The organism is Streptomyces atratus, from assembly GCF_014648655.1.
Taxonomy (GTDB): domain Bacteria; phylum Actinomycetota; class Actinomycetes; order Streptomycetales; family Streptomycetaceae; genus Streptomyces; species Streptomyces atratus.
This window is the reverse complement of record NZ_BMRN01000013.1, coordinates 16,493-30,214: the sequence shown is the minus strand read 5'-3', so window position 1 is coordinate 30,214 and position 13,722 is coordinate 16,493. Positions and strand designations below refer to the sequence as shown.

Sequence of the window (13,722 nt, the reverse complement as noted above, 5' to 3'; positions counted from 1 at the left end):
GACTCCATCCTGTTGATCCGCAGGCCCCGGCGGATCACCCGGCCGAGCGGTCCTCGGCATGAGCTCCTCTCACCTGTGCGGGGGAGACGGGGGCGCTTGTCCCTCCGGAGAGGGAGTGACGACACCGTATTCGTACGCACAGATCACCGCCTGGATCCGGTCGCGCAGACCCAGCTTGGACAGCACGTTGCCGACATGGGTCTTCACCGTGTGCTCGCTGACGACCAGCGCGGCCGCGATCTCCGCGTTCGACAGCCCGCGGGCCAGATGCAGCAGCGTCTCGTGCTCCCGGGCGGTCAGTACGTCCAGGCGCGCCGACGGTCCCACGGCCGAGGCGGCCGGGCGCGAGGTGTACTCCTCGATCAGCCGCCGCGCCACCGACGGCGCCAGCAGCGAGTCCCCGGCCGCCACGACCCGTACCGCGTGCACCAGGTCGTCGCGGCGCACGTCCTTGAGCAGGAAACCGCTCGCGCCCGCGTGCAGCGCCTCGTAGACGTACTCGTCGGAGTCGAACGTGGTCAGCATGACCGTCCGGCAGCCGGTCTCGGCGTTGATTGTGCGGCAGGCCTCGATGCCGTCCGTGCCGGGCATCCGGATGTCGAGCAGCGCCACCTCGGGGCCCAGCCGCCGTACCGCGTCGACCGCCGCGGCCCCGTCGCCCGCCTCGGCCACCACCTCGATGTCCGGCTGCGCGTCCAGGATCATCGCGAAGCCGCTGCGTACCAGCTCCTGGTCGTCGGCCACCACCACGCGGATCGTCAACTTCCCACTCCTGTCTGTGCCTGGGGCTGCGTCTGCGGAATCGTCACCCGGACCCGGAACCCCCGGCCGCCCGGGCCCGCGCCGGTGTCGGCCGTGCCGCCGTGTGCGGCGGCGCGTTCCCCGATGCCGATCAGGCCCATGCCGACGCCGCCCGCAAAACCGCACCCGTCATCGGTGACCGTGATGATCAACGCCCCCGTCCCGTAATCCAGTTGAACGAAGACCGTGTCGGCGGCGGCATGCTTGACCACGTTCGTCAGGGCCTCCTGCACGATCCGGTAGACGGTGGCCTCGACAGCCAGGCCGAGCGGGCGGGCCGGGCCCGTGACCTCGTACGAGATCTCCAGACCGCTGCCGCGTACCCGCTCGACCAGTCCGGGCAGTTCGTCCACTACGGGCTGAGGCTCGCGCGGCGCGCCCGGCACGCTCTCGTTCTCGCGCAGCACGCCGAGCATCCGGCGCAGCTGCACCATGGCGTCCCGCCCCGTCTCCGAGATCGCGTCGAACGCCGCCTCGGCACGCTCCGGTGCCGTGCGCACCGCCACCGGGCCGGCCTCCGCCTGCACGATCATCAGGCTCACCGCATGGGACAGGATGTCGTGCATCTCCCGGGCGATCCGGGCCCGTTCGCGCGCCGCGGCCTGCTCGGCCTCGATGCGGTGCGTCAGCTCCAGCTGACGGGCCCGGTCCTCCACCGCACGCAGATAGGCCTTGCGCGTCACGGCGAGCCGGCCGAAGGCGTAGGCCGCGGCGAACACGAAGAGGGAGAAGAGCAGTTCCCTGACGTCGTTGCTGTCGAGCCCGACCGAGCACAGCACCGCCACTGTCGTGAGCACGGCGATCCCGGTCCGCTTCGGCGGCGAGGAGAGTTCGGCCACCGTGTAGAACGCCACGAGGCCGGTGTACGGAAGCGGCTGGCCCGGGCCGTCCACCGTGAACTTGTACAGACCGCCGGCCGCGAGCACGGCGATGAGAACCGCGACCGGCGCCCGGCGACGGGCGACCAGCGGCAGCACCATCAGGGTCGTCAGCCCGTACGCCGTCCACGTGGCGTCGGGCAGCTCCGGGGCGCGCGGCACGACGAACGGCATGGTCATGGCCGCCTGTACCAGCAGAGCGATGACGAGGTCGACGGCGCGGGGACCGGCCCCGAGCACCCTCGCCCCGATGTCCTGTATCCGCATCGGGCGGCGCTGTCAGCGCTTTCGTGCCACCGCGCCGAACTGGGCGACCTCCACCGCACCGGGCTCGGCGCGCCAGCGTGCGCACGACACGATGCCCGGCTCCACGAGTTCGAGCCCCGTCAGGAACGCGGCGAACTCGGCGCGGCTGCGCGCGGTGATCGGCGGGGTGGCGTTCTCGTTCCAGAACCGCATCGCCGCCTCGTTGCCCTCGCCGCCCAGCTCCAGCGTGGGGTGGGTGAGCACCAGATGGCTGCCGGACGGCACCGCGTCCATCAGCGTCCGGACGATGCGCTGCGCCTCGTCCGTGTCGAGGACGAAGTTGAGGGTGCCGAGCAGCATGACCGCGACCGGCTTCTTCAGGTCCAGCGTCGGCTCGACGGCCCGCAGGATCCGTTCCGGGTGGCGCGCGTCCGCCTCGATGTACTCGGTCGCGCCCTCCGGTGAGCTGGTGAGCAGCGCGCGGGCGTGCACCAGCACGGCCGGGTCGTTGTCGACGTACACGATGCGGGAGTCGGGGGCGGTGTGCTGGGCGACCTCGTGCGTGTTGCCGGCGGTCGGCAGGCCGGTGCCTATGTCGAGGAACTGGCTGATCCCCGCGTCACCGGCGAGATACCGCACGGCCCGCCCCAGAAACGCCCGGTCGGCGCGCGCCACTTCGCCGATGCTCGGATACATGCCGGTGACCCGGTCGCCGACAGCGCGGTCCACGGGGTAGTTGTCCTTGCCACCGAGCCAGTGGTTCCAGACCCGCGCGTTGTGGGCGACGTCGGAACGGATGCGGTCGTTGAGAGGGATGATGCGGGCTTCGGTCACGTCTCTGCTCCTCTGGCTCCCGGCCTGGCATCACGGCGGATGCGGCGCTGTCCATGATGCCGGACCGATCAAGTGGTGCCGGTGGCAGTGGAGTTGGTGAGGACCCTCTGCAGGGCGTCGACCCGGTTGGTGGTGATCGAGTCGACCCCCTGCCGGACGAGGCGGCGCATGGTGCGCTTGGTGTCGGCCGTCCAGGCGGAGACCAGCAGTCCGTCCCGGTGGAGACGGTCCGTCAGCTCCCGGTCCACCAGACCGAACCGGTAGTTCAGCCACCTCGGCCTCACCGCGTCGAGCAGTGCGGCGCGTGGTGGCGCGAGTGTCGTCCAGGTCAGGGCGATCTCCGCGGACGGGTCGGCGGCGCGCACCCGCAGCATGGCATCCGGGCCCGCGCAGTAGTACGCCCGCTCACCGGCCCCGCATTCGCGCACCACGCCGACGATCCGGCGTACCGAATCATCGGTGGAGCCGGGCAGATCGACCATGACGCGGTGCGTCCCGGCGGCGAGCAGCGCGTCGCGCAGTGTGGGCACACCGCCCGCGGTCAGCTCGGTGAGCTCCTCGTGGGTCAGCCGGTCGAGACGCACGTCATGGCCCCACAGCCGCTCCAGCGTGGAGTCGTGCAGCAGGACCGGTACGCCGTCGCGGGTGACTCGCACATCGACCTCGACCGCGTCCGCCCCCCGTTCGAGGGCGGAGCGGATCGAGGGCAGCGTGTTCTCGCGGACACGGTATGGATCGCCGCGATGGGCTACGGCGGTGACAGTGGTGGCCATGGGGTCATTGTGGCCACCGGTGTCAGCGGCCGGTGCGCTCCAGCCAGTTCGTCGTGTACGTGTCGATCTCGGCGGCCAGCGTCCGCTTGCCGGCCGCGTCGAGGTACGACGCCTCGACCGCGTTCTTCGCCAGCGCCGCGAGACCCCGCTCGTCCAGACCGAGGAGACGGGCGGCCACCCCGTACTCGTTGTTGAGGTCCGTGCCGAACATCGGCGGGTCGTCGCTGTTGATGGTGACCAGGACACCCGCCTGCACCATCTCCCTGATCGGGTGCTGCTCGATTTCGGCCACCGCGCGGGTCGCGATGTTGGACGTCGGGCAGACCTCCAGCGGGATGCGGTGCTCGGCGAGGTGGGCCAGCAGCTTCGGGTCCTGGACGGAGTGGGTGCCGTGGCCGATGCGCTCGGCGCGCAGATGGGTCAGCGCGTCCCAGACGGTCTGCGGCCCGGTGGTCTCCCCGGCGTGCGGCACGGAGTGCAGGCCCTCGGCGATCGCCCGGTCGAAGTAGGGCTTGAACTGCGGGCGCTCCACGCCGATCTCCGGGCCGCCGAGACCGAACGAGACGAGCCCCTCGGGACGCAGGTCCACGGCGAGCCGGGTGGTCTCCTCGGCTGCTTCGAGCCCGGCCTCGCCGGGGATGTCGAAGCACCAGCGCAGAACGACCCCGAGCTCGGCCTCGGCGGCCTTGCGTGCGTCCTCTATCGCCTCCATGAACCCCTGCTCCGGGATGCCGCGCCGGGTCGAGCTGAACGGGGTGACGGTCAGCTCCGCGTAACGGATGTTCTGCCGGGCCATGTCACGGGCGACCTCGAAGGTCAGCAGCCGGACATCCTCCGGGGTGCGGATCAGGTCCACGACGGAGAGATACACGTCGATGAAGTGGCTGAAGTCCGTGAACGTGAAGTAGTCGGCCAGTGCCTCGGGGTCGGTGGGGACCTTGGAGTCGGGGTGGTGCGCGGCCAGCTCGGCGACGATGCGGGGCGAGGCGGACCCGACATGGTGGACATGCAGTTCCGCCTTGGGCAGCCCCGCGATGAAGGGGTGCAGATCGGTCATCGGTTACTCCGGGGGCGTGGGACGGTTCGGGTGCCGGGCGCGGTGGGCCGGGCAGGGGACGGGGATCATCGTAGGCCGGGTCCTGCCGGACGGTGGTGGGCCGTAGCATGACGGGATCACGATGGGGGAGGCCCATGTCAGACAACACAGAGCAGCCCGCGGGCGGGGCCGCGCCGCGCGATCCGTGGGCTCCGCCGGACAGCGGGGTGCCGCTGGAGAAGCCGGCCGGTGATCCCCGGTCGCCTGCTGGGCACGATCAGCCGACGGTGACCTCGATGCCGGGTGTGGGGGACGGCCCCGCGCCGGTCACGGGACCGGGGTTCGGCGCGGGAGGGCAGACCGGGCCGGTGTCCGAACCCGGGGCCGGGTTCGGCCCCGGGTTCGGCCCCGGGGAGGTACCGCCGCCGCCGCCGATCGCACCGAATGGACCGGGCCAGCAGCTCCCGCCGGCCGCGGGGCAGTACGGCTACCCGGCCCCGCCGGCCCCGCAGTACGGCAGCTACCCGGGGTACACCGGCTACAACCAGGCACCCTGGGGTGGAACCACGCCGTCCAACGGCATGGGTACGGCGGCCATGGTGCTCGGCATCCTGGCCGTCTGCCTGTTCTGCATCTACGGGATACCCAGCCTGATTCTGGGCGCACTCGCCCTGATCTTCGGCATCCTGGGCCGCAAGCGGGCGCAGCGCGGTGAGGCGACCAACAGCGGTCAGGCGCTCGCCGGGATCATCATGGGGTCCATCGGCATCGCTTTCGGTGTGGCGATCATCAGCTTCTTCATCTGGCTGTTCGTCACCCACGCCGATGAATTCGACGACAACTCGTACAACGACGACCCGTACTCCACGTCTCTGGTCGTCGACGTCACGCGATAGCCGACGTCGAGCGCCGGTGCCGGATCCCTTGCGGTGCCGGTGCCGTATCCCACCCGATGGCCGGGCGGGCCGGACTCCGGCCCGCCCGGCCATCGGTCATCCCGGCCGCCTCATGGAGCGCGCAGCTCCGCCCGCGCGTCCATCAGCGCGAACCCCAGCAGATTCAGCCCCCGCCAGGTCGCCGGATTCTCCGCACGCGGGTCGTCCGCCGCCAGCCCGATGCCCCAGATCCGGTCCATCGGGCTCGCCTCGACCAGCACCCGGTTCCCGGTGTTCAGCAGGAACTCCCGCAGCTTTGGGGCCTGGGCGAACTTGTGGACGCTGCCGGCCACCACCAGTGCGTACCGCTCGCGCTCCCACACCGCCTCGTCGAAACCGCGGACCAGCCGGCCCACCTTCTTCGCCTGGGCCGGGCTCTTCGCCGACACGGCCTCGGCCTCCGACTCCGCGTCGCCGAAGAGCCGCGCCTTGGCGGCCATCATCCAGTGCTCGGCCGACGCATAGGTCACCCCGTCGACCGTGAAGGGCGCCGGCCACCACTGACTGAGACAGCTCGCACCGATGCTGCCGTCGGGCCGCGGGCGATGCCCCCAGAAGTGCAGATACTTCACCTTCTCGCCACGCCCGGTCCGAGCCAGTAGATCGTGCATGTGTTCCATGACACGCGAGTCTGGCATCCGCCACTGACACTCCGTACGGGGAATTCCGCAACAACGCGACACATGGTCGACAGATTCCGTTGCGTAACCAAAAGGCAACAACGGAATCACTTGTTGGGGTCGATCCACTCTGTCAGGATCGGCACTCAAATCGAGCAGAAGCTACGCCGCCCCGTGCTCCGGGGACTGCGGCGGAGGAGAGCGTCATGGACAACGGCATCCAGGTGCGGGACCGCTTCGCGGACGGCGCACAATTCATCGGCGGAAAGCTGCGGTCCGGTACATCGGGACGTCATCACGAGGTGGTGAACCCGGCGACGGGCGAGACCGTCTACACCTACGAACTGGCGGGCACCGCCGATGTCGACGCGGCCGTCGCCGCCGCACGCGAGGCGTTCCCCGGCTGGTCGGGCGCGACTCCGGCGGAGCGGGCCGAGGCGATGCACCGCTTCGCCGCCGTCCTCGCCGGGCAGGCCGACGACTTCGCCTACGTCGAGTCCCTCCAGTGCGGCAAGCCGATCAAGCTCTCCACCGAGTTCGATGTGCCCGGCACCGTCGACAACACCTCCTTCTTCGCGGGCGCCGCCCGCCATCTGGAGGGCAAGTCGGCCGCCGAGTACGACGGCGACCACACCTCCTACGTACGCCGTGAGGCGATCGGCGTCGTCGGCTCCATCGCGCCTTGGAACTACCCGCTCCAGATGGCCGCCTGGAAGATCCTCCCGGCCATCGCCGCGGGAAACACGATCGTGCTGAAGCCCGCCGAGATCACCCCGCTGACCTCGCTGATGTTCGCCCAGGCCGCCACCGAGGCGGGCATCCCGGACGGCGTGATCAACATCGTCACCGGTGCGGGCAAGGACGCCGGCGAGCACCTCGTCGGCCACCCGGACGTCGTCATGACCTCATTCACCGGCTCCACCGCCGTCGGCAAGCGGGTCGCGGAGATCGCCACCTCCACCGTCAAGCGCCTCCACCTCGAACTCGGCGGCAAGGCCCCCTTCGTGGTCTTCGACGACGCCGACCTCGAAGCCGCGGTCAACGGCGCGGTCGCCGGAGCGCTCATCAACACCGGCCAGGACTGCACCGCCGCCACCCGCGCCTATGTCCAGCGCCCGCTGTACGACGCCTTTGTGCAGGGCGTCGCCGAGCTCATGGAGACCGTCCGGCTCGGCGACCCCTTCGACCCGTCGACCGACCTCGGCCCGCTGATCAGCCACGCCCAGCGGGACCGGGTCGCCGGATTCGTCGAGCGAGCCCGCGCCTACGCCACCGTCGTGACCGGCGGCGAGGCCCCCGGCGGCGAACTGGCGGCCGGTGCCTACTACCGGCCGACGCTGGTCGCCGGTGCCGCCCAGGACAGCGAGATCGTCCAGTCGGAGATCTTCGGCCCGGTCCTGGTCGTGCTGCCCTTCGACACCGACGACGAGGGCATCCGCCTCGCCAACGACACCCCGTACGGACTCGCCGCCTCCGCCTGGAGCCGCGACCTGTACCGCGCCAACCGCGCCACCCGCGAGATCAAGGCGGGCTGCGTCTGGGTCAACGACCACATTCCGATCATCAGCGAGATGCCGCACGGCGGATACAAGGCCAGCGGCTTCGGCAAGGACATGTCCTCGTACTCCTTCGAGGAGTACACGCAGGTCAAACACGTCATGTACGACAACACCGCGGTCGCCCGGAAGGACTGGCACCGCACGATCTTCGGGGACCGATAACCCGGCCGACCCCGGCCACACACACCCGAAAGGGCAACGCGCATGGAGCAGTACGAGCCCGAGCGTCTCTCTGCGGCCCAACTGGCCGCGATGCGACGCAGTCTGACCGGCGGCCGGGGCGCCCTGACCCGCCGATCGCTGCTGCGCGCCTCCGGCATGGGGGCGCTCGCGATCGGCGGTCTCGGTACGCTGAGCGCCTGCGGCATCCCGCCGGCGAAGCGGGAGGGGGACGCCGCGGCGGCTTCCGACGACCACTCGGCGAAGGAGAAGCAGGTCAACTTCTCCAACTGGACCGAGTACATGGACGTCACCGACGACGGCAAGCACCGGCCCACCCTGGAGGCGTTCACGGAGCGCACCGGGATCAAGGTCAAGTACACCGAGGACATCAACGACAACGTCGAGTTCTTCGGCAAGGTCAAGCCGCAGCTCGCGGCCGGCCAGGACACCGGCCGCGACATCATCTGTGTCACCGACTGGCTCGCCGCCCGCATCGTCCGACTCGGCTGGGCGCAGAAGCTCGACCCCTCGCACCTGCCGCACGCCTACGCGAACCTGTCGGCCCAGTTCCGCTCCCCGGACTGGGATCCGGGCCGTGCCTACTCGTACCCGTGGGCGGGCATCCCCGCAGTCATCGCCTACAACTCCAAGGCGACCGGGGGCCGCAAGGTCGATTCCGTCAGCCAGTTGCTCGACGACCCGAAGCTCAAGGGACGGGTCAGCTTCCTCTCGGAGATGCGCGACTCCATCGGCATGACCCTGCTCGACATGGGCAAGGACCCCGGCACCTTCACCGACGCCGACTACGACGCGGCGATCGGCCGGCTCCAGAAGGGTGTCGACAAGAACCAGATCCGGCGCTTCACCGGCAACGACTACACGGCAGACCTCGACAAGGGCGACATCGCCGCCTGCGTCGCCTGGGCGGGCGACATCATCCAGCTCCAGGCCGGAAACCCGGACATCAAGTACGCCATCCCGGCCGCCGGTTACATCATTTCCAGCGACAACCTGCTCGTCCCGGTGAAGGCCCGGCACAAGACCAACGCCGAGAAGCTCATCGACTACTACTACGAGCCGTCGGTCGCCGCCGAGCTCGCCGCGTACATCAACTTCGTCTGTCCGGTCGACGGAGTCCGCGACGAACTGGCGAAGATCGACCAGGCGATGGCCGACAACGTCCTGATCCTTCCCGACAAGGAGATGGCGGCCCGGTCGCACGCCTTCCGCTCGCTGACCTCCAAGGAAGAGACGGCGTACGAAGAGAAGTTCGCCAAGCTCATCGGCGCCTGACCGACCCGCCTTTCCCTCCCCCCGATCTCCCCCTGACACCACTGGGACTGCGACCCATGACACAGCAGCAGACAGAAGGCGGCGACGTCCGCCTCACCGGGATCAGCAAGACGTACGGCTCCTTCAAAGCCGTCAAGCCGCTCGATCTGACCGTTCCGCAGGGCTCCTTCTTCGCGCTGCTCGGCGCGTCCGGCTGCGGCAAGACCACCACCCTGCGGATGATCGCGGGGCTGGAGGAGGCCACCACCGGCACCATCTCGCTGGGCGGCCGGGACATCACCGACCTCCCTCCGTACAAGCGGCCCGTCAACACCGTCTTCCAGAGCTATGCGCTCTTCCCGCATCTCGACATCACCGAGAACGTCGCCTTCGGTCTGCGCCGGCGCGGCATCAAGTCGGTCAAGAAGCAGGTCGACGACATGCTGGAGCTCGTCCAGCTCGGCGACTTCGCCAAGCGCAAGCCGCACCAGCTCTCCGGCGGCCAGCAGCAGCGCGTCGCCGTCGCCCGCGCCCTGATCAACCACCCGCAGGTGCTCCTCCTCGACGAGCCGCTCGGCGCCCTCGACCTCAAGCTGCGCCGCCAGATGCAGCTGGAGCTCAAGCGCATCCAGACCGAGGTCGGCATCACCTTCATCCATGTCACCCACGACCAGGAGGAGGCCATGACCATGGCCGACACCGTCGCGGTGATGAATGGCGGCCGGGTCGAGCAGCTGGGCGCCCCCGCCGATCTGTACGAGAACCCGAAGACGACCTTCGTCGCCAACTTCCTCGGCACGTCCAACCTCATCGAGGGCGAGATCGTCTCCGCGGGCACGGACATCGTCGTGGCGGCCGGCGGCGGAAAGCTGCGGCTGCCCACCGAGCGATGTTCGGCCCCGACCGCCAACGGTGGCAAGCTGCTGCTCGGCGTACGCCCGGAGAAGATCTCGCTCGCGCACGCCGACGACGCGGACGCGATAGCCGACGGCCGCAACCGGGTCACCGGCCGCATCGTCGACTCCAGCTTCATCGGTGTGTCGACGCAGTACGTGGTGGAGAGCCCGGCGGGCAAGGCGCTCCAGGTGTACGAGCAGAACGTCGAGAGGCGCGCGGGACTCAGGGCCGGGGCCGAGGTCGTCCTGCACTGGAACCCGGCGCACACCTTCGGTCTGGACGCCGCTCAGGACATCGACGCCGGTGTGGAGACGGTGGAGGACGCGGCGTGACCGTCACCAAGGAGGCGCCACCCGCCGCGCCCGTCACAGAACTGAAAGTGCGCAAGGCCTCCACCCGCAAGCGCCTCGTCCCCTACTGGCTGCTGCTCCCCGGCATCCTGTGGCTGGTCGTCTTCTTCGCGCTGCCGCTGGTCTACCAGGCATCGACCTCCGTACAGACGGGATCCCTGGAGAAGGGATTCGAGGTCACCTGGCACTTCCAGACCTACTGGGACGCGCTGAAGGACTACTACCCGCAGTTCATCCGGTCCCTGCTGTACGCGGGCACCGCCACGCTCCTGTGCCTGCTGCTCGGCTACCCGCTCGCGTACCTCATCGCCTTCAAGGCGGGCCGCTGGCGCAATGTCGTCCTGGTGCTGGTCATCGCACCGTTCTTCACCAGCTTCCTGATCCGTACGCTCGCCTGGAAGACGATCCTCGCGGACGGCGGCGCGGTCGTGGACGTACTGAACACGCTGCACATTCTGGACGTCACCAGCTGGCTCGGCTGGACCGAGTCGAACCGGGTGCTGGCCACGCCGATGGCGGTGGTCTGCGGTCTCACGTACAACTTCCTGCCGTTCATGATCCTGCCGCTCTACACCTCGCTGGAGCGGATCGACGGCAGGCTGCACGAGGCGGCCGGCGATCTGTACGCCACCCCCGCCACCACCTTCCGCAAGGTGACCTTCCCGCTCTCCATGCCGGGTGTCGTCTCCGGAACGCTGCTGACCTTCATCCCGGCCAGTGGTGACTACGTCAACGCGGAACTGCTGGGCTCCACCGACACCAAGATGGTCGGCAGCGTCATCCAGACCCAGTTCCTGCGCGTCCTCGACTATCCGACGGCGGCCGCGCTCTCCTTCATCCTCATGGCGGTCGTCCTGATCATGGTCACCGTCTACATCCGCCGCTCCGGGACGGAGGACCTGGTCTGATGCCCGTACTGCGCTGGATACGCCGGAACCTGATCGTCATCGCGGGTCTGCTGACCCTCGCGTACCTGATCCTTCCGAACGTCGTCGTGATGGTGTTCTCGTTCAACAAGCCGAACGGGCGCTTCAACTACGCCTGGCAGCACTTCTCCCTGGATGCCTGGAAGGACCCCTGCGGCGTCGCCGACATGTGCGGCTCGCTCTCGCTGTCCCTCCAGATCGCCACGTGGGCGACGATCGGCGCGACCGTCCTGGGCACGATGATCTCCTTCGCGCTGGTCCGCTACCGCTTCCGGGCGCGCGGCGCGATCAACTCGCTGATCTTCCTGCCGATGGCGATGCCCGAGGTCGTCATGGCCGCCTCGCTGCTCACGCTCTTCCTCAACATGGGCGCACAGCTGGGCTTCTGGACGATCCTCATCGCGCACGTCATGTTCTGCCTGAGCTTCGTCGTGACGGCCGTCAAGGCGCGTGTGATGTCGATGGACCCGCGGCTGGAGGAGGCGGCCCGCGACCTGTACGCGGGACCCGTGCAGACCTTCCTGCGGGTGACGTTGCCGATCGCCGCCCCCGGAATCGCGGCGGGAGCGCTGCTCGCCTTCGCGCTCTCCTTCGACGATTTCATCATCACCAATTTCAACGCGGGCTCCACCGTGACCTTCCCCATGTTCGTCTGGGGATCGGCACAGCGCGGCACGCCCGTGCAGATCAACGTCATCGGTACGGCGATGTTCATCATTGCTGTGCTGGTGGTTGTCGCCGGCCAGCTGATCGCGAACCGGCGGAAGAACAGCGCACGATAGAAAGCCCTGAAGGAGTTGGAAACCATGGCCCCAGTTGCCATGCGTACTGCTGCACAATCACTTGCCGACGCCAAGCCGGTCTCGTTCTGGCTCGACGACCCCGGCAGGCCCGAAGCGCTGCCCGCGCTCACCGGCGACGAGCACTGCGATCTCCTCGTCATCGGTGGCGGCTACAGCGGACTGTGGACTGCGCTGATCGCCAAGGAACGCGACCCGGAGCGGGACGTCGTACTGATCGAGGGGCACGAGGTGGGCTGGGCCGCGTCGGGCCGCAACGGCGGATTCTGCGCAGCCTCCCTCACCCATGGCCTGCCCAACGGCCTGGAGCGCTGGCCGGACGAGATCAAGAAGCTGGAGGAGCTGGGCGAGCGGAACCTCGACGCCATCGAGGCCGCCGTCGCCCGCTACTCCATCGACTGCGAATTCGAGCGCACCGGCGAAATCGATGTCGCCACCGAACCCCATCAGCTCGAAGAACTTCTCGAATGGCACCAGGAGACCGAAAAGCTCGGCTTCACGGGTGTGGAATTCCTGGACCGGGATGCGCTGCGCGCCGAGGTCGACTCGCCCACTTTCCTGGGTGGGCTCTGGGACCGGAACGGGGTCGCCATGCTGCATCCCGCCAAACTGGCCTGGGGTCTGAAGCGGGCCTGTCTCGACCTGGGGGTGCGGATGTACGAGCACACCCGGGGCCTCGAACTGGCCAGGTCCACCACCGGAATGGCGGTCCGTACGCCGTACGGGAGGGTCTTCGCACGCCGTGTCGCCCTCGGTACGAACATCTTCCCTTCGCTGGTCAAGCGGGTACGCCCGTACACCGTGCCGGTCTACGACTACGCGCTGATGACCGAGCCTCTCACCAGCGACCAGCTCGCCTCGATCGGCTGGAAGAACCGGCAGGGACTGGGCGACAGTGCCAATCAGTTCCACTACTTCCGGATGTCGGCCGACAACCGGATTCTGTGGGGCGGATATGACGCGATCTATCCGTACGGGGGCCGGCTGAGCGCCGATCTCGATCAGCGCCCGGAGACCTTCCTCAAGCTCGCAGGCCAGTTCTTCGACTGTTTCCCGCAGTTGGCCGGGGTCCGTTTCAGCCATGCCTGGGGCGGGGCGATCGACACCTGTTCCCGCTTTTCCGCATTCTTCGGTACGGCCCATCAGGGCCGGGTCGCCTATGCCGCCGGATATACCGGACTCGGCGTCGGAGCCACGCGGTTCGGGGCCGATGTGATGCTCGATCTGCTGGCGGGCGAACAGAATGAGCGGACCGCTCTGGAAATGGTCCGCAGCAAGCCGATGCCGTTCCCGCCGGAACCCTTCGCCTGGGCCGGGATCGAGCTCACCAAGCGGTCCCTGGCCAGGGCGGACAGCAATGGCGGACATCGCAATCTGTGGCTGCGGACGATGGACCGGCTGGGGCTCGGCTTCGACAGCTGAGCACGGCGGACCCCCGCACCCGGGGGCGTGATCCAGTTCACTGCCAACCGGTAGCCCGAACCCGCGTAATGGATCGGCGTCACCCCTCTCTTCCGTGTGCACCGGCAACGCATCGCCGGTGCACACGGAATGGAGGCCGGTCATGACCGGCGCGGGGGTCGGCGCAGCAGTCGAGTGGCTCGCATCGGTGGCACCGGAGCCGGACGCCTGC

General features: G+C 68.9%; 13 protein-coding genes. 7 read left to right on the top strand and 6 right to left on the bottom strand.

Annotated elements, in window-relative coordinates:
- Positions 1 to 69: 69 nt before the first annotated feature.
- The 5 genes from IEZ15_RS21930 to IEZ15_RS21910 all read right to left on the bottom strand — a co-directional run bounded on the left by IEZ15_RS21930 (position 70) and on the right by IEZ15_RS21910 (position 4,589).
- Positions 70 to 762 carry a response regulator gene (locus tag IEZ15_RS21930; RefSeq protein WP_189279042.1) on the bottom strand — a complete coding sequence of 231 codons (693 nt, stop codon included), beginning with the start codon at positions 760 to 762 and terminating at the stop codon, positions 70 to 72.
- Positions 759 to 1,946 carry a sensor histidine kinase gene (locus tag IEZ15_RS21925; protein ID WP_189279041.1) on the bottom strand — a complete coding sequence of 396 codons (1,188 nt, stop codon included), beginning with the start codon at positions 1,944 to 1,946 and terminating at the stop codon, positions 759 to 761. The genes IEZ15_RS21930 and IEZ15_RS21925 overlap by 4 nt, the downstream gene beginning before the upstream one ends.
- 12 nt (positions 1,947 to 1,958) lie before the next feature.
- Positions 1,959 to 2,759 carry an SAM-dependent methyltransferase gene (locus IEZ15_RS21920; RefSeq protein ID WP_229846038.1) on the bottom strand — a complete coding sequence of 267 codons (801 nt, stop codon included), beginning with the start codon at positions 2,757 to 2,759 and terminating at the stop codon, positions 1,959 to 1,961.
- Between the two features lie 68 nt (positions 2,760 to 2,827).
- A complete protein-coding gene (locus IEZ15_RS21915) occupies positions 2,828 to 3,532 on the bottom strand; it encodes a glycerophosphodiester phosphodiesterase (RefSeq protein WP_189279040.1) in 705 nt (234 codons plus the stop codon).
- Between the two features lie 22 nt (positions 3,533 to 3,554).
- Positions 3,555 to 4,589, bottom strand: coding sequence for an adenosine deaminase (locus IEZ15_RS21910; protein ID WP_189279039.1), 1,035 nt, complete (start codon positions 4,587 to 4,589; stop codon positions 3,555 to 3,557).
- A 134-nt stretch (positions 4,590 to 4,723) separates the two neighbouring features.
- On the opposite strand from IEZ15_RS21910, the gene IEZ15_RS21905 reads away from it, so the two are divergent.
- The gene (locus IEZ15_RS21905) at positions 4,724 to 5,464 is read left to right on the top strand and encodes a DUF4190 domain-containing protein (RefSeq protein ID WP_189279038.1); all 741 of its coding nucleotides are present in this window, start codon (positions 4,724 to 4,726) and stop codon (positions 5,462 to 5,464) included.
- Positions 5,465 to 5,574: 110 nt separating this feature from the next.
- Here the strand turns inward: IEZ15_RS21905 and ybiA are convergent, their stop codons facing one another.
- Complete coding sequence (gene ybiA, locus IEZ15_RS21900; RefSeq protein ID WP_373302599.1) at positions 5,575 to 6,114, bottom strand: riboflavin biosynthesis intermediates N-glycosidase; 540 nt, start codon at positions 6,112 to 6,114, stop codon at positions 5,575 to 5,577.
- Between the two features lie 215 nt (positions 6,115 to 6,329).
- Between ybiA and IEZ15_RS21895 the strand changes: the two genes are divergently transcribed.
- The 6 genes from IEZ15_RS21895 to IEZ15_RS21870 are packed head-to-tail and all read left to right on the top strand — an operon-like array spanning position 6,330 to position 13,511.
- The gene (locus IEZ15_RS21895) at positions 6,330 to 7,844 is read left to right on the top strand and encodes a gamma-aminobutyraldehyde dehydrogenase (RefSeq protein ID WP_114246942.1); all 1,515 of its coding nucleotides are present in this window, start codon (positions 6,330 to 6,332) and stop codon (positions 7,842 to 7,844) included.
- Between the two features lie 42 nt (positions 7,845 to 7,886).
- A complete protein-coding gene (locus IEZ15_RS21890) occupies positions 7,887 to 9,137 on the top strand; it encodes an ABC transporter substrate-binding protein (protein WP_189279036.1) in 1,251 nt (416 codons plus the stop codon).
- A gap of 56 nt (positions 9,138 to 9,193) precedes the next feature.
- On the top strand, positions 9,194 to 10,345 hold the full coding sequence (locus IEZ15_RS21885; RefSeq protein ID WP_114246944.1) for an ABC transporter ATP-binding protein: 1,152 nt from the start codon (positions 9,194 to 9,196) through the stop codon (positions 10,343 to 10,345).
- On the top strand, positions 10,342 to 11,271 hold the full coding sequence (locus tag IEZ15_RS21880) for an ABC transporter permease (protein WP_114246945.1): 930 nt from the start codon (positions 10,342 to 10,344) through the stop codon (positions 11,269 to 11,271). The genes IEZ15_RS21885 and IEZ15_RS21880 overlap by 4 nt, the downstream gene beginning before the upstream one ends.
- Positions 11,271 to 12,071, top strand: coding sequence for an ABC transporter permease (locus IEZ15_RS21875; RefSeq protein ID WP_189279035.1), 801 nt, complete (start codon positions 11,271 to 11,273; stop codon positions 12,069 to 12,071). Before IEZ15_RS21880 ends, IEZ15_RS21875 begins: the two co-directional genes overlap by 1 nt.
- Positions 12,072 to 12,095: 24 nt before the next feature.
- Positions 12,096 to 13,511 carry an NAD(P)/FAD-dependent oxidoreductase gene (locus IEZ15_RS21870; protein ID WP_189279034.1) on the top strand — a complete coding sequence of 472 codons (1,416 nt, stop codon included), beginning with the start codon at positions 12,096 to 12,098 and terminating at the stop codon, positions 13,509 to 13,511.
- Positions 13,512 to 13,722: the final 211 nt, after the last annotated feature.